Raw genomic sequence first — 26,661 nt, 5'->3', positions numbered from 1 at the left:
GTTCTACAATTATTATATTTTATAATGGTACTGCCATAAACAGCGCTATATTCAAATACTGAGATGGCTGAAAAAAATCAATAAACACAGATGTTCTCTTTACCACGCGCAAGGGCATGAACATCGCTTACACAATCAATGCAGCTTGTTGCTGTATAAAAGCAGCATGATGGGCGAGGGCGGCAAGTTTAGCATAAAAAACAGCACTCACACGAAGATGTAGTGCTGTTTTAACGTTTGCAGAGCATTGCATAAAAGTGGTTATTTCCAGACTGACAAATATTTCTTTCGATATTTGCTATCTTTCTCGATCTCAATCATGTCCATTGCTATTTCCCTAATATGCTCATCTTTATCTTCATCGTATAATTTTTTTAATCCTACAATCATATCGTAGCGAATCAATGTATAATGTTTTTCGTTCATTCCATTTTTAAAACGATCAATAATATGAGTAAGCACCAGTTCTTTTTGTTCTGGCCCAGCTAAGCCAACCTTCCAGATTGCTTGCAAACTATGCCGAGCAGTTACAAATTTTGAATCCCTGGTCACTTCCCATAACGCTGGAAAGTCGTGCAGCATCCGCTTATCCGGATCACTGATTGCTAAACCAGCAAGAAACTGTGCAGCTCTCGCTCGCCTGTGGTTATCCGGATCGGTCAGCCATCCTATTAATTGATCCCATACTTCATAAGCCCAGTCTACTTTTTCATTTGTGGCGTTAATAATATTCTGAAAGGCTTCTAATTGCAGGCTTTTGTCCTTTGCTTCTAGATTTTCAAAATGAGATTTCATTATACTGTCCATTTTCGTATCACCTTAAAATGATTAGTTATGTTGATTATATCCTTTCACTTGCGATCTTCCAATAAACATCATTTCTCGCGCTAGTGAATGCTTACCTTTTCCTATTATGTCTTTCTAATTCAATTTCAACAAAAAATCTGTTACATTGGCTGGTCTTTACATTGTGTACTTGATGAGGGCTACATATCTTGTTTACAGATCAGATGTTTATGAAAGAATCATTTTTAAATCGTAATTTTTTATATAACGATCGAAGAATACAAAACAGCGAGTAACCTATCAGCACCTGACGTATTAAGGATTAAATCATCAACGTCAAAACTTCTATAAGAGTTTCTTAAATACATAGAAATCGAAAGTTGCGTTAGTTCTATAGACAATGAAATAAAAAATCCAGTTAATAACATTCTTTTTAGGTTCCTTAACTTGTCAAATAAAAGAGGGAACAACAAGCCAATTGGCAACAGTAAAATCAGATTTCCGCCAAGAGATCTTATCACATAAAACTGCAAGCCTAGATGATAAATATCTACAAAGAAATAAAACGGGATAAAGTTATTTCCATACAAAAATGGATGATAAGAATCGTTCCTCCAGTTCGCAATTAAATCATGATCTATAGGTAAAGGGAATATTGTAACGCTTATCAGTTCAAAGAAGTAAACGATTAAACAAACAATAACAAGATGCTTATCATTGGCCATTCGTTCTTTCTTAAATATAAATCGCTTAATAATTCTATAAAGAATAAAACAAAAATAAAGTACAAACATGAATGACAAAAGAAAAGTTGAGTCAAGCATAAATACACCACAATTTCTTTTTTTTGATCCTATTTTAACATAATTAGGAAAGATATTAAGATTAAATAAAAAAGACTTTTATTTAGATTTAAAAGGAGGAAAGGGAAGGTGAAACTCACTAACGACAGTGATTTCCAAACCAAGTTTGCTGACATGTTTTTAAGAAACGGTTGAGGAGAAGTTTATTGCTCATATGAGTCAAAGTTGAAAATGATTGGAGTGATATTGAATTGATCAATTGTTAAAGAATAAAAAATCAACTAAATGTGCGAAAAGATCAATGGCTCTAAAGAATGCCTAATTTCGTTTGGACAAATGACATTTGGCTGTGAGGTAAATACAATACAGTAAACTAGAGGGGCGAATGGAGGGTTCGATGTGTTTAGACAATATCCAGTTTGGTATACACAAATACCTTACTACCTGAATTATCATGTGCCTCAATACCAAACAATCTCTTATGATCCACAACGATGTTATCAACGTTGCATGTATCAAACTGGCGGCAACTATGAGTTATGTGACAGATTATGTTATGAAGAAATACCAGTGTAAAAGAGGGGACTTTCTCCTCTTTAAAACCACATTATATAAATTAAAAATTAAGAATCTGATAAAAAAGGAAGTAAATTGGGATAACTCTATTTGATAAACGATACATCTCAATTATAAATAAAGATATCTCAGTTGAAGAATTTAAACCAAGTAGGAGCCAGAAAAAGCTTGCAGCTTAAAGAATTACAAAGAAACAAGAGGACGGCAGCAGCGGCAATACATATGATTATAAGCTTGCTAAGAAAATTAAATGTTAAATGATGAAAAAGTTGACCAGGTCGATGATCTTCTTCATCAGTTAAAGAGCGACCTTCATTACGCATGCTTTGGAATCAAGACCAATTAAACTCAATGGCATTTACACTATGCTTATACGAAATTCAAAGGTATGTTAAGCAAGGAAAACTACATTTAGGGGTAAGACCGTAGCAATGAAACATTGGGTACCGGTCTAATGAAATCCAATACAATGTATTACAGCACATGAATACTAAAGAAAATGGATAAGAGCCCGATGTCCATATCTTTAACAATAATGAGGGCTCGGTTACACACGTCCTATAGATCATTTCAATTAAGGGATCAATCCTGAAGTGAAGAACTTTATTACTTTACACACGATGATTTCAACTTGAATTAATTAATATAATACAAGCTTTCTTTTGAGACAGCAGTTTACATTATGTGGAGAAACACTGATTTGTTAAAATAAATATATCGTCACTATACCTCATTGCGAAAGGGGAATATTTATGACCAAGGTAGCGATAGTTACTGGTTCCGCAGGCGGATTAGGGAGAGGGATAGCAGAGAGATTGTGCAAGGATGGTTTTAGTGTCGTTCTGCATGATATTAACGAGGAACTGCTGCATGCAACTGTATCAGACTTCAAAGAAAAAGGCTATCATGTTATCGGAGTAAAAGGGGATGTATCCAAGCGTGATGACCAATTCAATTTAGTTAAAGCAGCGGCAGATACATTTGGCCGTTTGGATGTGTTTGTAAACAATGCAGGCATTGAGACAGTTTCGCCATTTTTAGAAATAACAGAAGAACAACTGAATCAATTGTTCAAGGTTAATGTCAATGGCGTTGTGTTTGGTACTCAAACAGCTGCTGATCAGTTCATTAAGCAAGAAACAAAAGGCAAAATCATTAACGCATGCAGTATAGCAGGTCACGAATCATTTGAAATGCTTGGCACATATTCCGCAACGAAGCACGCAGTGAAATCTTTTACACATTCAGCTGCTAAAGAGTTAGCCAAATATCAAATAACAGTTAACGCATATTGTCCTGGTGTTGCAAAAACAAAAATGTGGGATCGCATTGATGAGGAAATGGTTAAACATAGCGATGATTTAAAACCAGGAGAAGCTTTTGAAAAATTCTCTTCAGACATTGCTCTAAAAAGATATCAAACACCTGAAGATGTGGCCAATTTAGTCTCATTTCTAGCTTCAGATGATTCAGATTATATCACCGGTCAAGCTATTTTAACTGATGGCGGCCTGGTTTATAGATGATAGAATGTACAGTAAAATAAAAGAATCCATTTTAGAAATGGATTCTTTTTGTTTGAGATGAAACCATAATGACCTAGTTGTATAATGAGAAAAGCAATTCAGAGGTCCGTGTGTTCATTCAATGAAAATGGAGTGAACATGTTGGCAAAAAAATATTTGGTCCGTCAGCATGTTCATCTTGTGCAGGAATGATATGTTGGACAAGCAACATCGTGGCGCATGTGAGTTTTAGACACAAGCCAGACGAACAATACATAGCCATAAAGAGAGGCTTGGCGTTATGCAAGCCCTCTTTGTGTCAGTAGCCAAAAACCAATGCTGTACTTTGTGATCCGGCATATTTTGTGACAAATTCTTTTGTGTACTGCGGAGTTTGTACCCGGTAGCTGTAATTGGAGCCTGGATTCCATGTTGTCAACGGTGAGGATTGCCTGTTCAAGGATGGATAGCTTCCTGTATCCTTAAAGTATCCGGTGCCCTTGTCATCAAGGATTCCGCCTTTTTCGCTGCCTTTTCCAAAATAATTGTATTCAGAATATATTTTTGCTTTTGTCGCGATGGTAATTGCTTGGTTAAAATTGTTGCTGTAATTGTTTTTGACATGAAAGTAGCCATATCTCATCAGCCCCGGGCCTCTTACATACAAATTCTCAAAATAGTTGTTGGCGATGGTCATGTGCGGATAGCCGTCATATTGGTGCTGGGAATCATCAGGATATCCTAAAATTAAACCGTACTTATGATTTGCGAATTTTGAGTTGCTGATGGTGATATAATCAGCTGATTTACCGATATACAACAGCTTGTCCAGGTCACTTCCGCCAGCACTATAGCTGTGTCCTGAAAATGTAACATGGTCGATCCAATAGTTGATGCCTGAATCTAGATAAAGCTGTATATCGTTATTTCCATTAATCTGCGGGCTGTGTTCAAAGGTCAGATTTTGAAAGATGACGTTTCCGGATGAAGAAGATGTTGTTAAATAAATATTTTTCAGCGTTTTTTTAGCGTAAGAACCTACAAGTGTTTTATTTGAACCAATCGTTACCGTTGTTTTTGAAGAAGCGGTTAAATCATTTTGAAGCACTAAAATTTTAGGTGTTGATCCGCTCAGATGGGTTTTTAAATCATTTAGACTTTGGATATAAACGATCTGGCCGTTTTTTCCGCCGGTTGTGCTGGCTTTAGAGACTCCTTTTTCATTTTTTGCATTTCCGGCAAAACCTAAAATGCCATTCGTCGAGGTATTTGGAAAATCGACGGCGCCTAAAGCTTTTTCAGGCAAGAGAAGCAATAATAAACTTAATACGGCAAATAATAAAGAAAATCGTTTCAAAGCCACTCAGCTTCCTTTCAAATTTAAATAATTTACATATGGATTATTATTACAGTTGGACAACAGTAAGAATAGAGTCTATATTCCTGATCAAAACCGGGATTTTATATGTTTTTTGATGCAAATAAAAGAGTTACAGTTGGAACCACACGAAAGGATTGATACACCATTGACTGCTGCAGCATATCGAAACACTTTGCTTTCTCTTCTTTGTTTAACAGCGGGAATCGTGGATGTAATCGGTTATTTAAGCCTAGGACACGTCTTCACTGCTAATATGACGGGAAATATCGTTTTATTGGGATTAGCAATCGGAAAATCTCTTCAAGTCACTGTTTTTCATTCTTTAACTGCGCTAATCGGCTTTATCGTGGGAGTGATTGTTAGCACGATCATTGTTGGAAAGGCAGAGAAAACATTTTGGCCATCCGCTGTAACAAAAGCTCTGGCAATTGAAGCGTTCATTTTATTTGTTTTTGCTTGTCTTTCAATATCTGCTGCTTTCGTTCCGGTGTACATCCTTATTATCCTTTTGAGTATTGCCATGGGGATACAAACAACAGCAGCTAAACAACTGGGGATTGCAGGCATTTCTTCTACAGTTTTGACCGGAACATTGGCTTCTCTTTTAGAGGATCTTTCCGGCCGGTTGTTTTTCTCTAAACAGAATAAAACATTCTTAAGAGATGCTGTGTTAAGGGCGCTGGCCATCATATTATATTGTGTGGGGGCTGTTATTGTAGCTTTTGCAGATCCACATTTTCATTACATTATTATCTGGTTTCCGATTGTGCTCATTTTAGGTATTATACTTACTGCTCTGACCAAGTTGCAAAAGGTAAAGTGATATTCTCCCGCTTGCGATTTCAAGCGGGGATGGGAATTTTTTGAGCTGATATACTTCAGATCCTCACTATAGCTATCCATATTAATGAAACAAGAATTTTGGCTCATATGTGCATCTGAACATAAGTATTACATAGTCGTATAAAACGCACCCTTTGATATATATAGAATAGTGAATTAGGCATAAATCAATCTATGAATCTATGTCCTCTTTCAATCCATATCGAATGAGTATTACAATGATAATGATTCTCATTCGAAATTTGGATTAGGAGGATGTCTATGAAAAAGAAGATCAGTGCTGTTATTAGCGTGGTTATGTTGATGATTCTTTGTTTTTGCCCGCAGGCTTCGGCAGCCTATAACGATTTGCACGAAGGCTATGCAACCTATACCGGATCAGGCTATTCAGGAGGAGCTTTCCTTCTTGACCCTATCCCATCTGACATGGAGATTACGGCAATTAACCCAAAGGATCTTAATTACGGCGGTGTGAAAGCCGCTCTTGCCGGCTCTTATCTTGAAGTGGAAGGGCCAAAGGGGAAGACGATCGTCTATGTTACCGATCTATATCCTGAGGGTGCCCCAGGAGCCCTTGATCTTTCACCCAATGCCTTCAGCAAAATCGGTGCTATGAAAGATGGAAAAATCAAAATCAAATGGCGTGTGATCAAAGCGCCAATCACTGGCAATTTCACATACCGGATTAAAGAAGGCAGCAGCCAGTGGTGGGCGGCAATCCAAGTTAGAAATCACAAGTATCCCGTTATGAAAATGGAATACTACAAAGACGGAAAGTGGATCAACATGGAGAAAACGGACTATAATCATTTCCTCAGCACCAATTTAGGAACGGGCTCTCTTAAAGTCAGAATCACTGACATTCGAGGAAAAGTTGTAAAAGACACGATTCCAAAGCTTCCTGCAAACGGAACATCTGGGGCGTACACAGTTCCCGGGCATGTTCAGTTTCCTGAATAAAACCTTTGAAAAACGGCGGAAAATCTAAATTTTCCGCCGTTTTTTTATACGTGCAAATGATTATGAAATAAGAATGTTGTGACTTACTTATGCAAGTTGGCACAGCAACGGTAGAGGAACATTTTAAATGAAAAGTCCTGCTCAAGAAAAAGGGCTAAACGAATCCTGCGACTGGTCTTTGTCTTTCAGCTACTTGGATGCTAGATGGTGACTCTGTATTCATTTGGCAACCCCTCTACCAAAGACAGCAATACCTATACTTGATAAGTAAAAATCAATATTTGCATATGTGGGCTGCTTTCGTTAATGTGTTGATTGGTTTCAAATTAAATAAATAACTAAAGAACCAATAAATTGATCAAAAAGCGTTTCCAATCCTGTTTTTTGTTGTGTTTGGGAAAGAAATTTCATAGCTCGTCTTATTGAAAAATTCGCATTAATCTTTCGCTTGTTGTTTCTCTCCTAATGTTAATACCCATTCTCTTAAGATATGTTTTTGCACATATCTTTTTCCGTTAATATCAATATGAGGGAGGTCTGTGAGATCCTTTGCTAAGAGTTTCGCCTCCGCTTGGGTTATTCCTAAAAAATGCCCGATGTAAAAGTAAATATCTCGTTCTTTAATCAGCATGATGTCATTTTTTTCGTTAGCTTTTGGGTTGTTAATATGCTTTAATCCTTCTCCGATAAAATATCCAGCCAATGCAATACCGATTCCTAAAAAAACGTCCATGTGTATGCCTCCATTATGTAATCGTCATGTTATACGGTCAATCTATACCATTGGTTTCATTTATGTTGACTGTGTACACAAAAAAAACGCCAGAGCAAGCTCTGGACGGTTTCTATGCTTTTTCAATCTGCACTCGGCCTGAGAAAAAAGTGGCGCCTCCGCCCATATCAGCCAAGCGGTCGGGGGTTAGGGCGTTAACAAGCTGATTTTTGCCTGGTTCATCTGCCCATAATCCTTGACTGACGACAACACCTGGAAGCACTTGTTCTCCGACTGCGGCGGTTAGTTCACACTCACCTCGGCTGTTCCAAATCCGTACGGCTTCACCATCAGTGATGCCGTGTTTTTCGGCATCTATCGTGTTGATAAAGAGTTTCGGTGTCTTTTCAAGTTTGACGTGTTTTGCATTATTGGAAAACGTTGAGTTTAAGAAATTATGATTCGGCCCGGGAACATACATAAACGGGAATTCATGATCCGGCGCAAGCGGCGTATGTGTCGGTAACGGCGGGAAACCGGCTTGTTTCATTTTTTCTGAATATAATTCTATTTTTCCGCTCGGTGTCGGCAATGTACCCGGAAACAGCGGCTTTTCACGCTTCGCCTTCATAAACGAACGTTCAGTAAGTGATTCATAAGTAATCTCTGCTAAATAAGGATTATCCGGATGGCGAAGCGCCTGGCGGATTAAATCTTCATCTGAGTCTTTTAGCTCCTGATCCGTAAATCCCATTGCTTCAGCCAATAACCGGAATACCTCAGTATTAGACTTACTTTCTCCGTATTTCTCAATAACCGGCTGCTGCAGCTGAATGTAATGATGCCAGTATGAGGTGTAAAAATCAGTATTTTCAAAAGCAGATGCAGCGGGCAGTACAATGTCCGCATATTTGGCCGTTTCTGTTAAAAACAAATCATGAACCACGGTGAACAAGTCATCCCGCAGGAGGCCTTGTCTGACTTTGTTCGCTTCTGGCGTCACAACGGCTGGATTCGTCCCATAAATAAAGAGGGAGCGAACAGGAGGGTCTGTTTCCAGAAGAACTCTGCCCAGCTGGTTCATATTAAACGATCTCGGTGTGCGGCCTTTCAGTAAATCAGGACGCTGAAGCGCGGTGGTGTTATATTCTAAAATCCCGCTGTTATGCTTGATGGCACCGCCTCCTGTATGCATCCATTGACCGGTAATTGCCGGAAGACAGGCAATCGTTCTTACAATCATTCCGCCGTTGTCATGATGCTGAAGGCCGTTTCCGATTCTGATAAAGGAAGGGGAGGTTTCACCATACATTTTTGCCAGCTGATAGATATCGTCGGTACTGATACCAGTGATCAGGGATACCTTTTCTGGATGGTACTGTTTCACATGCTCGCGCAGTTCTTCATAGCCGACTGTATATTTTGAAAGAAACGCTTCATCGTGAAGATTTTCTTTAAATAAAATGTGCATGATGCCGAGGGCAAGCGCGCTGTCGGTACCGGGTTTTATAGGAATAAACCAGTCTGCTAGACGCCCTGTCTGATTTTTATGCACATCAATCACAATAATTTTTGCGCCTTTTTTCCGTGCTTTTTGGGCGATTGTAATTTGATGCATATTTGTGCTGACTGCGTTAATTCCCCAAAAGATAAACAGTTTCGTATGGATCGTTTCTTCAGGATCGATTCCAGCACTCACACCCATGGTATATTTATAGCCCTCTGATCCTGCTTTGCTGCAAATCGTGCGCTCAAGCTGGCTTGAGCCCAAGCGGTAAAAAAAGCGGCGGTCCATTCCTTCAGCCGTTAATTTTCCCATATTGCCGTAAAAGCTGTAAGGCAGTATGCTTTCAGCTCCTTCTTCATCAATCAGCTGTTTCCAGCGGGATGTGATGGTGTCAATCGCTTCTTCCCAAGAAATTGGTTTAAACTCTGCCTCGCCCTTCACACCTGTTCGTTTCAGCGGAGTCGTCAGCCGCTTTTCATCATAGAGGCGCTCAGCCATATTTCGTACTTTGTTGCATATATTTCCGGCTGTCACGGGGTGATCAGGATCACCCTGCACTTTCACAATTTTCCCGTCTTTTTTATGTACCAGCAATCCGCACTGGTCCGGGCAGTCCAGTGAGCAAACGGATTTAAAAATGCCGTTTTGTTGAGTGGCGAACGATTTCATAGCCCAGTTCCTCTCCCTAGTTAGATATATTGTAAGAATTATAACATTTCGAATGATAACGTCAATTCTGAAAAAAAGACATTGACATCAATCTGGGTCTTCTTTATGATTAACGTATTCTCAATTCTGAAAATTACATACAAAACATTTTCTATCAAGAGAGGTGGAGGGACTGGCCCTATGAAACCTCGGCAACATTATTGTGCCAATTCCAGCAAGCCTCAGCTTGAAAGATAGGAAAGTAAGGTTTATACCGGCTTCTGTCTGTGGCAGAGTGCGCCTATACATGAATCTCTTTCCATCTTTGGAGAGAGATTTTTTTGTGTGAAAAATAACGATGAAAAGGATGTTTTGCATCATGACGGTTTTGATTACAGCACCGTACAACGAAGAAGGACGAAAAGAGCTTGAAGAATTGTTCGGTTCCGTTGTTTATCAGTCTTGGAAAGAAAACGGCCGGGCATACAGGGAAGATGAATTGATTCAGCTATTAAAAGGATCAAATGCGACGGGTTTGATTACTGAGCTTGATCAGGTGACAGAAAACGTGTTTGCATCAATGCCGGAACTTTCATTTGTGGGAGTATGCAGGGGAATGCCTTCCAATGTTGATGTGGCAGCAGCGTCAAACAGAGACATTCCGGTTTTCTATACACCTGGGCGCAACGCACAAGCTGTTGCTGAAATGTTTATTGGAAATGTGATTTCATTTCTCCGGCATACGAATACCTCTAATCAATGGCTAAAGGATGGAAAATGGAACAGCGATTATTTGCAGGCGTATGCCAAATTCAAAGGTAATGAAATAACAGGAAAAACCGTGGGTATGGTCGGATTCGGAGCGGTTGGGCAAAGAATTGCAAAACTGCTGACTGCGTTTGACTGCAAGGTTTTGTATTACGATCCATACGTACAGCACGATTATCCGCAATATGAAAAAGTATCTCTGGAGAAGGTTTTTTCAGATAGTGATATCGTTTCTGTTCATCTGCCGCGTACAGATGATACGCTTGGCCTCATTGATCGGCCGTATTTTGACTTGATGAAAGAGAGCGCCATTTTCGTGAATACATCAAGAGCTGTCGTGGTAAACCGAGAGGATCTTTTATCTGTACTGAAAGAAAGTAAAATCAGAGGTGCGATATTAGACGTTTTTTATCATGAGCCGCCAGCGCAATCGGATTATGAATTTATTTCATTGCCTAATGTTCTGGCAACACCGCATTTAGCAGGAGCAACATTTGAAGTAGAGGATCATCACGTTACCATTCTGAACGAAGCGCTTAAAAAGTGGAAGGATGAAAAAACTCTCAATATTCCGACTTTATATAACAAAAACGATCTTAAAGCAGAGGTGTAAAAAGGAGGGCATCAGGATGACGAAACAAAAAGGTTATCTCGTATTTGACATTGGCACTGGCAATGCTAGAGTTGCGGTCGTAAGTGTGTCGGGAAGCGTTCAAACGGTTGAACGGGAGGACATTGTATATACGACCGAGCCGCTTTACCCGGACAGCCGCTATTTTTCTCCACAGGCGCTGTGGAATCAAATCATGAATCTGGCTAAACGTGCGATTTCTCGTTCTCATCATATTGAAATTATTGGTCTCACTTCAACAAGTCAAAGACAGGGGATCGTGCTGTTTGATCAAAATGGTGAGTCTTTCCTCGGTCTGCCCAACATTGACAATCGGGGCAGGGAGTGGGAGGAAAACATACCGAATCGGGAAGAAGTATACAGCCGAACAGGCCGTCTGCCGACTGCGCTTTTTTCAGCGCTCAAGCTTTATGGTTTAAAGCACCGCCAGCCCTCCTTATGGGAAAAAACTGCAAGCTTCACAAGCATCAGTGATTGGGTGACGTATCAGTTGAGCGGAGTATTGACATATGAACCGTCACAGGCGACGGAAACGCTGCTGTTTGATGTAAAACAAAATACATGGTCAGAAGAGATGTGCAATATATTCGGTTTCTCGCCATCTATTCTTCCGCCTCTAGTAAAAGCGGGAACAGTCATTGGATCGATAACAGATGAGTATGCGGCAGAATTGGGACTATCACATCATGCGAAGGTTATAGCGGGTGGGGGAGATACACAGCTTGCTGTCAAAAGCACTGGTGCTGCTCTCGGAGACGCAGTCATTGTATCAGGTACGACAACACCGATTACCAAAATTATTGATGAAATTCATGAGGACAGACAAAATAAAGCCTGGCTGAACTGCCACACAGATCAAGGACAGTGGCTTGCGGAGACAAATCCCGGGGTAACAGGTCTGAATTTTCAAAAATTAAAGGATATTTTCTATCCGAATGAACCGTACGATGTGATGGAAGAAGAGATTGCTGCTCTTGCTAAGGAAGATCATGCATGTGTATCTTCCCTCGGTTCGTATTTATCGGCAGAAAAAAACGCCCTGACGAAAGGCGGCTTTCTCTTTGATGTACCGCTTTCAGCCCATTTAAGCAGAGCGCATTTTGTACGCGCGGCCTTACAGGAGATTGCATGTTCAATCAAATGGAACTTTGACATTTTAACAGAGATCACTCCGTTTGATCGTGACTATGTGTGGGGTTGCGCAGGCGGATTCCAAAGCAGAGCATTTACACAATATATCGCCAATCTTCTTCAGAAAAAAATTTATGTCAAAGAAGGGTACAGTCAGGCATCAGTCGTTGGTGCTGCGGTGGTTTGCAATGAGGCCTATAGATTGACCGAAGAAATGTCTGGAAGTGTTCGGGTGATAGAACCGCAGGATTGCCGGATAGAAATGACTTTATACGAGGAGTGGAAGCAGGTCCAACGCTTCTTTTCAGGGTTAGAGCCGTCATCGGGAAACAAGGTATTAGTATAAGGCGGAATTTGCTGCTAATTGAGGAATTATACATTTTCTTACTTTAATGAGGTAATGCGGTAATTGATATAAGCATCTAAGGAGGATACAGATATGTTAGATAAAATTGGTATACCAAAGCGGCTGGCATGGGGGTTTTTAGGGGTTGTGCTGTTTATGATGGGAGACGGTCTTGAACAAGGATGGCTCAGTCCTTTTCTGATTGAAAATGGGCTCACCGTTCAGCAATCCGCTTCGATTTTTAGTATATACGGCATTTCACTGGCCATCGCTTCATGGTTTTCGGGTGTGTGTCTGGAAGCATTTGGCGCAAAGCGGACGATGTTTATGGGGTTGTTGTTTTATGTGATCGGTACAGCGGCTTTTATCGTCTTCGGATTTGAACAGCTAAATCTGCCTGTCATGTATGTGACTTACTTTATTAAAGGCTTAGGATACCCGCTTTTTGCTTATTCCTTCTTGACATGGGTCATCTACAGAACACCCCAGAACAGGCTCAGCACAGCTGTCGGCTGGTTTTGGATTGCGTATTGTCTGGGCATGTTTGTTTTCGGTGCTTGGTATTCAAGTTATGCAATTAAAACGTTTGGTTATTTAAATACGCTGTGGAGTTCTATTTTCTGGGTATGCCTCGGTGCAGTCTTCGCGTTGTTTATTAATAAAGACCGGTTTGGAAAAAAGAAAAGAAAAAGATCAGAAACGGCGGAGGAGCTTTTAAAAGGGGTTACCATTCTTGTTACCAATCCGCGGGTGCTGACAGGAGGAATGATTAGAATCATCAACAGCATCGGCACATATGGTTTCCCTGTGTTTTTGCCGATGCACATGGCTCAGCACGGCATTTCAACTAATGTGTGGCTGCAGATTTGGGGAACGATTTTTCTGGGCAACATTGTATTTAACCTCATTTTTGGAATTGTCGGTGATAAATTCGGATGGAAAAACACCGTCATTTGGTTTGGAGGAGTCGGCTGCGGCATTTTCACTGTTTTATTATACTATGCGCCTGTTTTTTCAGGCGGGAATGTGGCGGTTGTGAGCATCATCGGCTTTATCTGGGGCGGCTTGCTGGCAGGCTACGTGCCGATTGGTGCGATCGTGCCGACAGTTGCCGGAAAAGACAAAGGAGCCGCCATGTCCGTTTTGAACCTCGCAGCCGGCTTATCGGCATTTGTCGGACCTGCTTTAGCTTGGATGTTCATCGGACTCATTGGTGCACAAGGCGTTGTCTGGATTTTTGCGGTGCTTTATCTTGCGAGTGCAGTCATGACGAAATGTATTAAGCTACCTGAAGAAAAAGAAGTACAGAAAGAGACTTCCCCTCAATATGCATCCTGATGAAAAGCGCCCTGAAACAGGAAGCTTTTTATGATTTTTTTTCAGCAATGGTTTCAGTTACAGAGTGCCGCGCAAATGATTGTCTGGACGGGACTTTATCATTAGGAGTCCGCTCAATAAATAGTTTGGGCGATCGCTTCTGCACTTATATCGCTTTTTAAACTCTCATGGATGATGTTTCAAAAGCACATGATCGAGTGGCGGGTTTGGGGCAAAGCGGTGTGTGACAGGAAGTGTGAGCGCGCAGCCAGTTGCTGCACGCTAACTAAATTCGTTGGATAGCATTCAGTTTATCTTGTTTCTGCAATATACCCTGCGGAGTGAAAACAGACGAGAGACTTAGGGAAGAGCAGCTATAATCTCTGCTCATTCTCTGATTTTCATGATTTTATCATAGAATAAACATTTGTATCATAAGGGACACCGCTTTGGTACATAAATTGTCTTAATACGCCTTCTTTTTCAAATCCCATTTTTAACAGCAAACGATTTGACGCTTCATTTTCCATAAAAACAACTGCACCGATTCTCGTTAGTTCAAGGATATCAAAGCCGAAAGACACAATTTCTAAAATGGCTTCTGACGCATAGCCGTTTCGCCAATTCGCCGGGCTGATTTCATAACCGATTTCTGCACGTTTATGCTTGGGGGCCAAAGCATGAAAGCCAATCGTACCGATGAGTTCTTTGGTGTCTTTTCTTTCAATTCCCCACCGTATTCCCCGCTTTTCTTGATAATTGTCGGCAAACTGATGAATCATTGTTTTTGCTTGATCTATACTTTCAAAGGGATCAAGTCCGTAGTAGCGTGTGACGCCATGGTTTGAAAAACAAGTAAAAATGGCTTCCGCATCTTTCTCTGTCAACTCTCTTAGAATAAGCCTGACGGTTTCTAATTCAGGAAACACCGAATCCCTCCCTTATGGTGTATGTAGGTTTATCATATCCCTTTTATTTCCTCTTTTCTATAACGAAATCGAATTTGATGAAGCAAAGGAGCGGATTTGTTTTTCTAATTCCTCTTTGTTTTTATTAAATTGTTTCGTTCGATGGCCGTTCGCGCCCGATGGGTGAGGGAAGCCGTGTAGGCAGGTCAGCCGCCATTTGCTGTTTTCCCTGATCAGTGTTTCACAGACTGTTTCGGCTGCTTTGCCTAGCGGGATAAGAAGAGCAGGGCTCGATAGCTTTTCAAGTTCAGCGGGAAAATGCTTATATGCATAAGTGCTTAGCATAGATGAGCGGGGGATAGCCGGACGATGTCCTGTATAGTTTTTCTGTTGAATGAAAACAGGGTATTTGATAACAGAAGTGGTGTGAAGCATATGGCGCAAGTCGCCGAAAAGCTGTGCGGCGCTTTGAATGCCTAAAACCTGCGGCAGCCCGCATTGATCCAGCATCGTAATCAGGTTATCTCTCATAGTTCCAGAAAGTCCTGCCGCTTTTTTGGTGTCTAAAGCTATCTGTTCTAGAGATCGGCCTTTGCGCAAGCTTTCTGCGGCTGTTTCATAAGCTGTTTTCATCTGTGAAAAACCCGGCGTTATGCCTGACATCACAGCTGAAGCATCTTGATTGATATATTCATTATGAGGTGAATAGTACATTTCAAGCGCGTTTTCTTGGTGTATGCGAAATGGGGAAGTGAGCAAATCCGTTTTCGAAAGCGGTCTTGATACCGGAAGAGTATTTAATTTCTCTGCAAATGCTGCTAAACCGCTGCGGTTTCCAATCATGGGTGAACCTCCCTAAAAATGATATCCCATTGTCCATTTTAAACGTTACAACGGGATATCATTCATATTTAACCTCTATTCAAATGTCCTGCGTGCCACACCTCTTTAGCTGCTTGAGGGGCTTCTTTCACTTCAGCAGCAGTCTGCTGCAACGCGGTTTTTTTCATTTCAACATCGTACTGAATCATTTTTTGTTTTTGAGACAGCTGCTGTGCTTCCGTTTTTACCATTTCAACTTGTTTTTGCATGGATTGCGTAACTGCAGTGAGTTCCTTCATGGCGGGATCTATTTTCTTCTTGTTTTGAATCACATTTATCCCTAAGTAAATGATTGAAATGGCTATTACTGCGATACTGATATAAACGATAACCATATGTTCACCCCTTTTCTAATGTCATACCCTATTTCGCCTATTATAATCAGGTGAAATGTTATCTGGTCAGTTCATATGATTTGCGTATTGGTTTTCTTGTGCTTATAATGTGTTATCGTACATATGTAAACAAAGAAAGGGTGCTTCAATTGCAAAGTTTACAAAATAAAACTGCTCTTATCACAGGCGGAGGCAGAGGGATTGGACGCGCGACAGCTCTTGCGCTTGCGAAAGAAGGCGTAAATATCGGTTTAATCGGACGAACTGCCGCCAATGTTGAGAAAGTCGCAGAAGAAGTAAAAGCACTTGGTGTGAAAGCTGCGTTTGCCGCTGCGGATGTAAAGGATGCGGCGCATGTTGATCAAGCTGTGGCTTCTATTAAAGAGGAGCTTGGCGAGATTGATATTCTCATTAACAATGCGGGAATCAGCAAGTTTGGCGGATTCTTAGATCTATCCGCTGATGAGTGGGAAAATATCATTCAAGTGAACCTAATGGGTGTATACCATGTTACTCGTGCGGTGCTTCCTGAAATGATTGAACGCAAAGCTGGTGACATTATTAATATTTCTTCTACAGCCGGCCAAAGAGGAGCAGCTGTCACAAGCGCTTACAGCGCATCCAAATTTGCCGTTCTTGGGTTAACAGAATCTCTCATGCAAGAAGTGAGAAAGCATAATATCAGAGTCAGCGCGTTAACGCCGAGCACTGTCGCAAGTGATATGTCGATTGAACTGAACCTGACAGACGGTAATCCTGAAAAGGTTATGCAGCCTGAGGATCTTGCTGAATATATGGTAGCTCAATTGAAATTAGATCCGCGTATTTTCATTAAATCTGCAGGATTGTGGTCAACAAATCCGTAAAACGAAAGCCTGTCTAGCGACAGGCTTTTTTTATTTGAATTCAATCCGCACAGGTAAATGTTTAACACCAAACACGAAAGGACTTGGTACCGCTTCGAGTTTCTGTTCATCATCAGCTTTTTTAATATAAGCTGACATAGACAAGAGGGAGGAAAGAGCGATTTTTGCTTCAAGCCTGGCCAATGGTGCGCCGAGGCAAAAGTGAATTCCGAATCCAAAGCTGAGATGGGGGTAGGAGGGGCGGTTAATGATAAAACGATCAGGTTCAGAAAATTTAGCTTCATCCCGATTGGCTGACGCGACCCAGCTGATAACGGAAGATCCTTTCTTTATCAATGCTCCGTCAAGCGCTATATCTTCTGCTGCAACTCGTCCGATGGCTTGAACAGGCGGATAATAGCGGAGTGTTTCTTCTATTATATTAGGCACATAGTCTGTATTCTGTCTTATCTGTTGTTGCATGGCTGTGTCTTCCGTGATATAGCGAACAGCATTCGCGATCAAATTAGTAGTCGTTTCGTTTCCCGCGACAAGAAGTAGAATGCAAAAACCGAGCAGCTGCTCTTCTGTTAGATATTCTCCATCGACTTCTGACTGCAAAAGCATCGTAATCAAATCTTCTTTTGGCTGGGCCCGTCGTTTTAATAGAATGTCTTTAAAATAGTTACTTAAGAAAGCGTGGCCGTCCCGGCGTTTTTGAACCATGTCAGCGACAGATTTGTCTGAACTGTCCTTCGCTCCGGCAACGAGCACGTCGGAGTATGTTTTGATGATGTGCCGGTCTTCAATCGGTGCTCCAAGCATTTCAGCAATGATAATAACAGGAAGGGGGCCTGCTATATCATCTATCATATCGATTGTGTCTTTTTGCCGCGCCTCCTGTAAGAGGAATGCTGTAACGTCTTTTATGCGGGTTTCGATTTGTTTCACTGCCTTTGGAGTAAACGATTTGTTGACGAGTGCACGTAATTTGGTATGTTTCGGAGGGTCCATTGTTAAAATGCTTTCTGCCTGTATGCCGCGTTTGGATGAAAAAAGTTTGGGATTTTTCAGGACGAATTGAACGTCATCATACTTAAAAACATCCCAGCAATCACGCTGTTTGTCATAGCGAACAGGAGACGATTTCCGAAGCTTTTCATAAATCGGGAAGGGGAAAAGACGATCCTTTTCGAATTGCAATTCTTTCATGGGAATCAAGTTGGCGTAACGTTCTTCTTTGGCAGGGCGCGCTGTTTGCTTTGTCATTTTATCATCTCCTTTATCGCTACGTTATCAAAGGCTGTTTTTCAATTCAACGGACATATATTGAAGAAAATGTAAAACGGACAATAGTTTTAAATTGAAGATCATAGTGAAAACAAGTTATAATGAACCAAACAAACTATGTACCAAATGTTCATTTTATCTTTTTCTATTCCCACCAGCCATACAAACACCAAACACAAAATAACTTGATGATCATGTTATGAATAGAAGAAGGAGAACAACAGGAAAAAATTGAATATTTAGTACATGGTGTTCTCAGTTTACAGAGAAGGGGTGCAGACCGATGAAAGAAGAAAAAAGAAGTTCCACTGGATTTTTAGTCAAGCAGCGCGCGTTTTTGAAGCTTTATATGATTACCATGACTGAGCAGAAAAGACTTTACGGGTTAAAGCTTCTGGAAGTGCTTCGATCAGAATTTAAAGAGATTGGTTTTAAACCAAACCATACAGAGGTTTACCGGTCTTTGCATGAGCTTCTTGATGATGGGATATTAAAACAAATCAAAGTAAAGAAAGAAGGGGCTAAGCTCCAAGAAGTGGTCCTCTATCAATTTAAAGATTACGAGGCAGCCAAGCTGTATAAAAAACAGCTGAAAGTAGAGCTGGATCGCTGCAAGAAACTGATTGAAAAAGCACTGTCAGATAATTTTTAACATAGAAAACACCCGGCATAGTCACGAGTATCGGGTGTTTTCTGTTTTTCATTATACATATTTGTCGAAATGAAACAATACAAATCAATAGTGACCTTCAAACTTGACATCATTTCCTCACGTGGTAACATTTTAAACGTGTGAAAATACGAACAAAAAAGCGAACAAAGGAGATGTTACCGATCTTTGATCAAAAAAAAGTAGCTTTTATCGGAGCCGGATCTATGGCGGAAGGAATGATATCAGGTATCGTTCGTGCCAATAAAATCCCAAAACAAAACATCTGCGTTACAAACCGCAGCAATACAGAGCGATTAGCTGAGCTTGAACTTCAATATGGAATCAAAGGCGTGGCGCCGGATCACTTATGTATTGAAGACATGGATGTACTCATTTTGGCGATGAAGCCAAAAGATGCCGAACACGCTCTGTCATCATTAAAAACACGTATCCAACCCCATCAATTAATTTTGTCGGTGCTAGCCGGCATAACCACCTCTTATATTGAACAATCATTGCATAATCAACAGCCGGTTGTCAGAGTAATGCCTAACACATCAAGTATGATCGGCGCTTCTGCAACTGCCATCGCGCTTGGCAGGCATGTAACAGATGATTTAGAAAAACTGACGGCGGCTTTGCTCGGCTGTATGGGTGAAGTGTATACCATCCAGGAAAATCAAATGGACATTTTCACAGGAATTGCCGGCAGCGGACCTGCTTATTTTTATTATTTAATGGAATTCATCGAAAAGACGGGCGAAGAAGCGGGACTCGATAAACAATTATCACGAAGCATCGGTGCACAGACACTCTTAGGTGCTGCAAAAATGCTGATGGAAACAGGAGAACAGCCTGAGGTGCTGAGAGACAATATCACCTCGCCAAATGGAACGACTGCTGCCGGATTGCAGGCTTTGAAGAAGAGCGGCGGAGGAGAAGCCATTTCTCAAGCCATTAAACATGCGGCTAAGCGTTCAAAGGAAATCAGCGATGATATCGAAAAAACAGCGGCACCGCTATAAAACAGGAGTGATAAAGTGACGTCTGAAATGAAAAGAGTTGTCGTGAAGATCGGCAGCAGTTCATTAACAAGTCTTCATGGGGAAATCAGCATTCGCAAACTGGAAGCTTTAGTGGACCAGGTCGCCAAACTAAAAGACGCCGGATATGAAGTCATCCTGGTTTCTTCCGGCGCAGTAGCTGCAGGATATCGCAAGCTCGGGTTTCTTCAGCGACCAGATAATCTGCCTGAAAAACAAGCGTCTGCTTCAATCGGTCAAGGGTTGCTGATGGAGGCTTATTCAAAGCTGTTTTTGGCGCACGGTTATGTGGCTTCCCAAATTTTAATTACAAGAAGCGACTTTTCTGATGAATACCGATATCACAATGTTCGGAACACAATGAATGTACTGCTCGAACGCGGTATTATCCCGATAATTAACGAAAATGACACAGTGACCGTCAATCGGCTTAAGTTTGGCGATAATGATACACTCGCGGCCAAAGTCGCCGGATTAATCGATGCAGATCTGCTTGTGATTTTATCGGATATCGACGGTTTATATGACGGCAATCCGCGAAATAATCCAAAAGCGAAAAGAGTGCAGCGGGTCAGTGAGATTACACCGGAAATTGAAGCGTGTGCAGGCGATACAGACAGCGAGGTCGGCACCGGAGGCATGCGGTCCAAACTGGATGCGTTTAAAATTGTGATGGCATCCGGCATAAAAGGATTTCTTGGCCAGGCAGACGCTGCAGATATATTATATCAAGCTGTTCATGGAGAGGCGGAAGGCACCTATTTTGAAGCTGAGGGAACGCTTCCGTTGAATCAAAAAGAGCAGTGGATCGCTTTTAATTCCGGACCAGAAGGTGAAATTGTTTTATCAGATGACTGTTCCGGCCAAATAGCTGACGGTCAATCGCATATATACCCAGATGGTGTAAGGGAGATTAAAGGAAAATTTAAAAGCGGCGCTGTTGTCCGCCTGACTGATTCTCATGGTGAAGACATCGGCCTCGGGATCGTCAATTATTCTTCCTCGCAGCTTGAGACACCCGAAAAAAATAAAGGCATGAAAAACAAAGCTGTGATTGATCCAGAAGCGTTTGTATGCCATGTGGATTTATCTTTGCCTGTATATTAAATAGAAGAAATACACGGGAACAAAAAACCCGAACTTCTCCAGAGAAGCTCGGGTTTTTTTTATTGATACTGTTCCAATTTCGAGAAAAACTGAATGACAAACTCATAAAAATCCTGCGCTGAAGGTGCAAGCTCTCTGTTTTTCGGCTTAATAATCCCGACAGTCCGTTTCACTTGAGGAAACTCAATTGGAATTTTCACAGTAAATCGGGGTGTCGTTTCAGCAAAAGTGCTCTCCGGCAGAAGGGTGACACCCATACCTGCGGACACCAATCCTTTGATAGCGTCCAAATCCTCACCCTCTGTAGAGACAAGAGGGGCAAACCCGGCTTGTTTGCAAGAGTCAATCGCCATTTTTCTGAGCACAAATCCTTCCGGAAACAACACAAATTGATCGTTGCGCAAATCGATTAAATGCACCGTTTTTTGTTTGGCGAGCGGATGATTTAAAGGTACAAGCGCGTAAATTTTTTCCGTGAATAAAATATTTCCTGCTATGTCTGGAAAATTCGTCGGCACCGGGCCTAATAACGCTAAATCGATATCGCGGTTTCTGACAGCTTCAATCAGAAACTTATAAGAGCCTTGGCGCAGCAAAAACTCTACGTGCGGATATTCTTCTTTAAATGCCGAAACGACAGTCGGCAGTAGCTGACTGGCGAGGCTTGTAGGAAAGCCGATTTTTACGGTTCCGCGATGCGGGTCAAGGTACTCATCAATTTGTTCTTTTGCATAATCGATGGCTTTCATCGCTGTTTTGACATGAATTAAAAATTCTTTTCCAATCGGAGTGAGTTTGATATTTCTCCCTTCACGCTCAAATAAAGTAACATTTAATTCTTCTTCAAGGTTTGCAATTTGTCTGCTGATTGCTGATTGGGCCACATGCAGATAATCAGCGGCTTCTGAAACGTGTTCCCGTTCAGCAACCTCCATAAAATAACGCAGTTGGCGCAGCTCCATGTAAGTCTCACATCCATCTATCTCATTTTGAGATTCTTTTGATCTAAATTATATATTGTTTATATCGTTTTGAAAACCTACAATAATATTAGAGTTGTTAGATTTTATGACCGGTATTATCGGAAACTGATCGGGGGAGAGGAATTATGACTTACAATCAAATGCCAAAAGCTCAAGGTCTCTACCGTCCTGAATTTGAACATGATGCATGCGGAATCGGCCTATATGCGCACTTAAAAGGCAAGGCGACACATGACATCGTCAAACAGGGGCTGCAGATGCTTTGCCAGCTCGACCACAGAGGAGGTCAAGGCAGTGATCCGGATACGGGAGACGGCGCCGGCTTACTGGTTCAAATCCCTGATGCTTTCTTTAAGAAAGAGTGCAAAGACATCAATCTGCCGGAAAAAGGACGTTACGGGGTAGGAATGGTCTTTTTCTCGCAGAAGGAAGATGAAAGAAAAAAGATCGAAAAGCAAATCAATGCACTGATTGAACAGGAAGGCCAAGTTGTGCTTGGATGGAGAACTGTACCTGTAAATGTCGGAAAAATCGGAACAGTAGCACAAAAAAGCTGTCCGTTTGTCCGTCAAGTATTCATTGGCGCAAGTTCTGACCTGAAGGATGATTTGAGCTTTGAGCGAAAATTGTATGTCATTCGTAAACAGGCTGAAAACTGGGGAGTAACGGAAGGTCTAGATTTTTATTTTGCCAGTCTTTCAAGCCAAACTATTGTTTATAAAGGCCTTTTAACACCTGAACAGGTTGATGCGTTTTATTCCGATCTGCAAGATGAGGCATTCGTATCCGCTTTTGCACTAGTTCATTCACGCTTCAGCACGAATACCTTCCCTACATGGGAAAGAGCACACCCAAACCGTTATTTGGTTCACAATGGTGAGATTAACACCCTTCGAGGAAATATCAACTGGATGAGAGCACGCGAACAGCAATTTGTGTCTGAAAGTTTTGGTGAGGATCTCAATAAAATTCTTCCAATTCTGAATGCTGACGGCAGTGACTCTTCCATTTTAGATAACGCATTTGAGTTTTTCGTTATGGCGGGACGCAAGCCGGCACATACGGCGATGATGCTGATTCCTGAGCCATGGACAGAAAATACGCACATGTCTAAAGAAAAAAGAGCGTTTTATGAGTATCACAGCTCATTAATGGAGCCTTGGGACGGTCCGACTGCCATTTCATTTACTGACGGAAAACAAATCGGCGCAATACTCGACCGAAATGGTTTACGTCCGGCCCGTTATTATGTGACAAAAGATGATTATATTATTTTCTCATCTGAGGTCGGCGTTATTGAGGTTGAACAGGAAAACGTTTTATATAAAAACCGCCTTGAACCAGGAAAAATGCTTTTAATTGACCTGGAAGAAGGCCGCATTATTTCTGATGAAGAAGTAAAAACACAAATCGCAACTGAATATCCGTACCAAAAATGGCTTGAGGAAGAGCTTGTGCAAGTGAATCCTGATCCGGAAACAAGAGAGGAAGAGCAGTTCACGGATCTTCTTACGCGTCAGAAAGCGTTTGGATACACATATGAGGATATTCAAAAATATTTAATTCCTGTTATTAAAGAAGGAAAAGATCCTCTCGGCTCAATGGGGAACGATTCGCCGCTTGCTGTTTTGTCTGATCGCCCGCAATCGCTGTTTAACTACTTTAAGCAATTGTTTGCACAGGTTACCAACCCGCCGATTGACGCGATTCGCGAGCAGCTCGTGACTTCAACAATGACTTGGCTCGGAGCAGAAGGCGATCTCCTTCATCCGAATGAACGAAACGTCCGCCGAATCAAGCTGTATACACCCGTGTTATCCAATGAGCAGTTTTATGCGCTGAAAACCATCGTCCATCCTGATTTAAGAAGCCAAAAAATGAATGTGCTGTTTTCAGAAGATCTTGAACGCGGGTTAAAAGACATGTTCACCCAAGCTGAGAAAGCAATCAGCCAAGGCGTCAGTCTTTTGATTTTGTCCGATAGAGCAATGAATGAGCAGTTAACGCCAATTCCGCCGCTGTTAGCAGTCAGCGCACTGCACCAGCATTTAATCCGAAAAGGATTGCGCACGAAAGTCAGCATTATCGTTGAATCGGGCGAAGCACGTGAAGTTCATCACTTTGCAGCTCTAATCGGCTATGGTGCTGATGCTGTCAATCCTTATCTGGCATATGCGACCTATAAGCAGGAAATTGACGAAGGCCGCTTGGATATCAGCTATGAAGAAGCTGTCAGCAAGTATGGAAAAAGCATTACTGAAGGTGTCGTAAAAGTGATGTCGAAGATGGGGATTTCTACTGTACAGAGCTACAGGGGCGCCCAAATCTTTGAAGCGGTAGGAATCAGCCGTGACGTGATTGACCGTTATTTTACGGGAACAGCATCACAGCTCGGCGGCATTAACTTAAATACCATTGCGGCAGAGGCACAGCGCCGCCACCAGGAAGCCTATAAGGATGACTACAGCAAAACGCTTGAACCGGGAAGTGACTTCCAATGGAGAAACGGCGGAGAGCATCACGCATTTAACCCGAAAACGATTCATACCTTGCAATGGGCGTGCCGCAGAAATGATTACAATCTGTTTAAACAATATACGAAAGCGGCAGATGAAGAACGAATCGGATTCCTGAGAAACTTGTTCTCATTTGACGAAAACCGCAAGCCTCTAAAAGTGGAGGAAGTAGAATCTGCTGAATCGATTGTCAAACGGTTTAAAACAGGTGCGATGTCATTTGGATCATTAAGCAAGGAAGCCCACGAAGCATTAGCGATTGCGATGAACCGCTTGGGCGGAAAAAGCAACAGCGGTGAAGGCGGAGAAGATCCAAAACGCTTTGTGCCTGATGAAAACGGCGATGACAGAAGAAGCGCGATCAAACAAATTGCTTCAGGACGATTCGGTGTGAAAAGCCATTACTTAGTCAACGCCGATGAGCTGCAGATTAAAATGGCGCAAGGCGCAAAACCGGGAGAAGGCGGACAGCTGCCAGGCAATAAAGTGTATCCTTGGGTTGCCGATGTCCGCGGATCAACACCTGGGGTCGGATTGATTTCACCGCCTCCTCACCATGACATTTATTCAATCGAGGATTTAGCCCAGCTGATTCACGATTTAAAAAATGCGAACCGTGATGCAAGAATCAGCGTGAAGCTGGTCTCAAAAGCTGGTGTCGGAACGATCGCTGCGGGTGTTGCTAAAGCAACTGCAGATGTCATCGTTATCAGCGGTTACGACGGAGGTACAGGTGCTTCACCTAAAACAAGCATTAAACATACAGGGCTTCCGTGGGAGCTTGGCCTTGCAGAAGCGCACCAAACCTTAATGCTGAACGGACTCCGTGATCGTGTTGTATTAGAAACAGACGGAAAGCTTATGACAGGCCGCGACGTCGTCATGGCCGCATTGCTCGGCGCCGAAGAATTCGGTTTCGCAACTGCTCCGTTAGTTGTTCTCGGCTGTGTTATGATGCGCGCCTGCCATTTGGATACATGTCCTGTCGGGGTAGCGACTCAAAATCCTGAACTTCGCAAAAAGTTCATGGGAGATCCTGATCATATTGTGAACTACATGTTGTTTATTGCTGAAGAAGTCCGTGAATACATGGCTGCATTAGGTTTTAAAACGTTCGATGAAATGATCGGCCGCACTGACGCACTTAACGTGAGTGAGCGGGCAAAGGCGCATTGGAAAGCGAGTCAGCTTGATTTATCCACACTTCTTTATCAGCCGAAAGGGATACGGACATTCCAAACGCCGCAAAACCATAAAATTGATCAATCGCTCGATATCACAACAATTCTACCTGCTGTAAAAGATGCCATTGAATCGGGAAAAGAAGCTGATATTTCAGTCGAAATCAATAACACAAACCGTGTAGCAGGCACTGTAACAGGCAGTGAAATTTCGAAACGTTACGGAGAAGAAGGACTTCCGGAAGATACGATTAAGCTGCAATTCACAGGTTCAGCCGGCCAAAGCTTTGGAGCGTTCGTTCCAAAAGGCATGACGCTTTATTTAGACGGAGATTCAAATGACTATGTCGGAAAAGGTCTGTCTGGCGGAAAAATCATTGTCAAATCACCGGAAGGATTCAACTCCGAATCACATGAAAATGTAATTATCGGCAACGTGGCATTCTATGGCGCGACGAGCGGAGAAGCATATATTAACGGCCGTGCAGGTGAACGCTTTGCCGTTCGGAACAGCGGTGTGAATGTTGTTGTTGAAGGCATCGGTGATCACGGCTGTGAATACATGACAGGCGGAAGTGTTGTCGTACTGGGTGATGTCGGCAAAAACTTCGCGGCTGGTATGTCCGGCGGAATCGCGTATGTATTGGCCGAAGATGTAAAAGCATTTAAACGCAAATGCAACCTTGAAATGATTTTGTTTGAGTCATTAGAGGATGAAAAAGAAATTCAACAAGTTAAAGCAATGCTTGAAAAGCATGCCGCGTATACAAACAGCCAAAAAGCAGCAGACCTGCTTGAACAGTGGGAAGACAGCGTGAAAACATTCATTAAAGTGATTCCGAAAAACTATAAACAAATGCTTGCGAGCATCGAAGAGCAAAAAGCTGCGGGCTTATCTGAGGAAGAAGCCGTCATGTACGCGTTTGAAGCCAATACGAAACCAAAGCAGAAAAAAGCGCCGGCGGGACAAAAACAAACGGTAGTACAGTAAGGAAGGGGAGAGGA

The 26,661-nt window shown here is 41.9% G+C and carries 20 protein-coding genes, 2 pseudogenes and 1 riboswitch; of the genes and pseudogenes, 12 read left to right on the top strand and 10 right to left on the bottom strand.

From position 1 onward, the window contains the following. Positions 1 to 261 precede the first annotated feature (261 nt). The gene (locus CJU60_RS04260) at positions 262 to 807 is read right to left on the bottom strand and encodes a hypothetical protein (RefSeq protein ID WP_095713053.1); all 546 of its coding nucleotides are present in this window, start codon (positions 805 to 807) and stop codon (positions 262 to 264) included. A 239-nt stretch (positions 808 to 1,046) separates the two neighbouring features. Then, positions 1,047 to 1,511 carry a VanZ family protein gene (locus CJU60_RS04255; RefSeq protein ID WP_255238274.1) on the bottom strand — a complete coding sequence of 155 codons (465 nt, stop codon included), beginning with the start codon at positions 1,509 to 1,511 and terminating at the stop codon, positions 1,047 to 1,049. An 845-nt stretch (positions 1,512 to 2,356) separates the two neighbouring features. On the opposite strand from CJU60_RS04255, the pseudogene CJU60_RS22135 reads away from it, so the two are divergent. Then, a pseudogene (locus CJU60_RS22135) lies at positions 2,357 to 2,669 on the top strand (thymidylate synthase); the annotation flags it as partial. Positions 2,670 to 2,917: 248 nt separating this feature from the next. Continuing rightward, complete coding sequence (locus CJU60_RS04250; RefSeq protein WP_095713052.1) at positions 2,918 to 3,691, top strand: acetoin reductase; 774 nt, start codon at positions 2,918 to 2,920, stop codon at positions 3,689 to 3,691. A 298-nt stretch (positions 3,692 to 3,989) separates the two neighbouring features. Here the strand turns inward: CJU60_RS04250 and CJU60_RS04245 are convergent, their stop codons facing one another. Further along, positions 3,990 to 5,027, bottom strand: coding sequence for a polysaccharide lyase family 1 protein (locus CJU60_RS04245; protein WP_095713051.1), 1,038 nt, complete (start codon positions 5,025 to 5,027; stop codon positions 3,990 to 3,992). A gap of 169 nt (positions 5,028 to 5,196) precedes the next feature. Between CJU60_RS04245 and CJU60_RS04240 the strand changes: the two genes are divergently transcribed. Further along, the gene (locus CJU60_RS04240; protein WP_095713050.1) at positions 5,197 to 5,874 is read left to right on the top strand and encodes a YoaK family protein; all 678 of its coding nucleotides are present in this window, start codon (positions 5,197 to 5,199) and stop codon (positions 5,872 to 5,874) included. 281 nt (positions 5,875 to 6,155) lie between these two features. Beyond that, positions 6,156 to 6,854 (top strand): expansin ExlX, encoded by a 699-nt coding sequence (gene exlX, locus CJU60_RS04235; RefSeq protein WP_044155645.1) that lies wholly within the window; start codon positions 6,156 to 6,158, stop codon positions 6,852 to 6,854. A 436-nt stretch (positions 6,855 to 7,290) separates the two neighbouring features. Here the strand turns inward: exlX and CJU60_RS04230 are convergent, their stop codons facing one another. Together CJU60_RS04230 and CJU60_RS04225 are read right to left on the bottom strand one after the other, a co-directional pair. Next, on the bottom strand, positions 7,291 to 7,587 hold the full coding sequence (locus CJU60_RS04230) for a hypothetical protein (RefSeq protein ID WP_024121653.1): 297 nt from the start codon (positions 7,585 to 7,587) through the stop codon (positions 7,291 to 7,293). Between the two features lie 112 nt (positions 7,588 to 7,699). Next, a complete protein-coding gene (locus tag CJU60_RS04225; protein WP_095713049.1) occupies positions 7,700 to 9,742 on the bottom strand; it encodes a molybdopterin oxidoreductase family protein in 2,043 nt (680 codons plus the stop codon). A 148-nt stretch (positions 9,743 to 9,890) separates the two neighbouring features. Further along, a riboswitch (SAM riboswitch) is annotated at positions 9,891 to 9,982 on the top strand. Between the two features lie 97 nt (positions 9,983 to 10,079). On the opposite strand from CJU60_RS04225, the gene CJU60_RS04220 reads away from it, so the two are divergent. The 3 genes from CJU60_RS04220 to CJU60_RS04210 all read left to right on the top strand — a co-directional run bounded on the left by CJU60_RS04220 (position 10,080) and on the right by CJU60_RS04210 (position 13,935). Then, entirely contained in the window at positions 10,080 to 11,102 is a 1,023-nt protein-coding gene (locus CJU60_RS04220; RefSeq protein WP_095713048.1) for a 2-hydroxyacid dehydrogenase, read from the top strand. 16 nt (positions 11,103 to 11,118) lie between these two features. After that, entirely contained in the window at positions 11,119 to 12,597 is a 1,479-nt protein-coding gene (locus CJU60_RS04215; protein WP_095713047.1) for an FGGY-family carbohydrate kinase, read from the top strand. 93 nt (positions 12,598 to 12,690) lie between these two features. Then, positions 12,691 to 13,935: an MFS transporter gene (locus tag CJU60_RS04210; RefSeq protein ID WP_095713046.1), complete on the top strand. Its 1,245-nt coding sequence runs from the start codon at positions 12,691 to 12,693 to the stop codon at positions 13,933 to 13,935. A gap of 380 nt (positions 13,936 to 14,315) precedes the next feature. Here CJU60_RS04210 and CJU60_RS04205 read toward each other — a convergent pair whose 3' ends face one another. The 3 genes and pseudogenes from CJU60_RS04205 to CJU60_RS04195 form a co-directional block, all read right to left on the bottom strand. Next, the gene (locus CJU60_RS04205) at positions 14,316 to 14,843 is read right to left on the bottom strand and encodes a GNAT family N-acetyltransferase (protein WP_095713045.1); all 528 of its coding nucleotides are present in this window, start codon (positions 14,841 to 14,843) and stop codon (positions 14,316 to 14,318) included. A gap of 43 nt (positions 14,844 to 14,886) precedes the next feature. Beyond that, a pseudogene (locus tag CJU60_RS04200) lies at positions 14,887 to 15,665 on the bottom strand (hypothetical protein). A 68-nt stretch (positions 15,666 to 15,733) separates the two neighbouring features. Beyond that, positions 15,734 to 16,039 carry a DUF948 domain-containing protein gene (locus tag CJU60_RS04195; protein WP_095713044.1) on the bottom strand — a complete coding sequence of 102 codons (306 nt, stop codon included), beginning with the start codon at positions 16,037 to 16,039 and terminating at the stop codon, positions 15,734 to 15,736. A gap of 149 nt (positions 16,040 to 16,188) precedes the next feature. Here CJU60_RS04195 and CJU60_RS04190 point away from each other — a divergent pair, with 149 nt between their 5' ends. Further along, a complete protein-coding gene (locus CJU60_RS04190; RefSeq protein ID WP_059293344.1) occupies positions 16,189 to 16,905 on the top strand; it encodes a 3-ketoacyl-ACP reductase in 717 nt (238 codons plus the stop codon). Positions 16,906 to 16,935: 30 nt separating this feature from the next. Here the strand turns inward: CJU60_RS04190 and CJU60_RS04185 are convergent, their stop codons facing one another. Next, positions 16,936 to 18,153 carry a cytochrome P450 gene (locus CJU60_RS04185; RefSeq protein ID WP_095713043.1) on the bottom strand — a complete coding sequence of 406 codons (1,218 nt, stop codon included), beginning with the start codon at positions 18,151 to 18,153 and terminating at the stop codon, positions 16,936 to 16,938. A 304-nt stretch (positions 18,154 to 18,457) separates the two neighbouring features. Here CJU60_RS04185 and rtp point away from each other — a divergent pair, with 304 nt between their 5' ends. The 3 genes from rtp (at position 18,458) to proB (ending at position 20,976) form a co-directional block, all read left to right on the top strand. After that, positions 18,458 to 18,826, top strand: coding sequence for a replication termination protein (gene rtp, locus CJU60_RS04180; RefSeq protein WP_010334473.1), 369 nt, complete (start codon positions 18,458 to 18,460; stop codon positions 18,824 to 18,826). Between the two features lie 146 nt (positions 18,827 to 18,972). Beyond that, positions 18,973 to 19,851 carry a pyrroline-5-carboxylate reductase gene (proC, locus tag CJU60_RS04175; RefSeq protein WP_095713073.1) on the top strand — a complete coding sequence of 293 codons (879 nt, stop codon included), beginning with the start codon at positions 18,973 to 18,975 and terminating at the stop codon, positions 19,849 to 19,851. A gap of 27 nt (positions 19,852 to 19,878) precedes the next feature. Beyond that, complete coding sequence (gene proB, locus CJU60_RS04170; protein ID WP_483294924.1) at positions 19,879 to 20,976, top strand: glutamate 5-kinase; 1,098 nt, start codon at positions 19,879 to 19,881, stop codon at positions 20,974 to 20,976. Between the two features lie 59 nt (positions 20,977 to 21,035). Here the strand turns inward: proB and gltC are convergent, their stop codons facing one another. Then, positions 21,036 to 21,938: a glutamate biosynthesis transcriptional regulator GltC gene (gltC, locus tag CJU60_RS04165; RefSeq protein ID WP_024121635.1), complete on the bottom strand. Its 903-nt coding sequence runs from the start codon at positions 21,936 to 21,938 to the stop codon at positions 21,036 to 21,038. A gap of 146 nt (positions 21,939 to 22,084) precedes the next feature. Between gltC and gltB the strand changes: the two genes are divergently transcribed. Continuing rightward, a complete protein-coding gene (gene gltB / locus CJU60_RS04160; protein ID WP_095713041.1) occupies positions 22,085 to 26,647 on the top strand; it encodes a glutamate synthase large subunit in 4,563 nt (1,520 codons plus the stop codon). Positions 26,648 to 26,661 lie beyond the last annotated feature (14 nt).

It is taken from the genome of Bacillus sp. 7705b, from assembly GCF_002289525.1.
GTDB classification, from domain to species: Bacteria; Bacillota; Bacilli; order Bacillales; family Bacillaceae; genus Bacillus; species Bacillus halotolerans.
The sequence above is the reverse complement of the archived record's forward strand: the minus strand, read 5'-3'. Positions and strand labels throughout refer to the sequence as shown.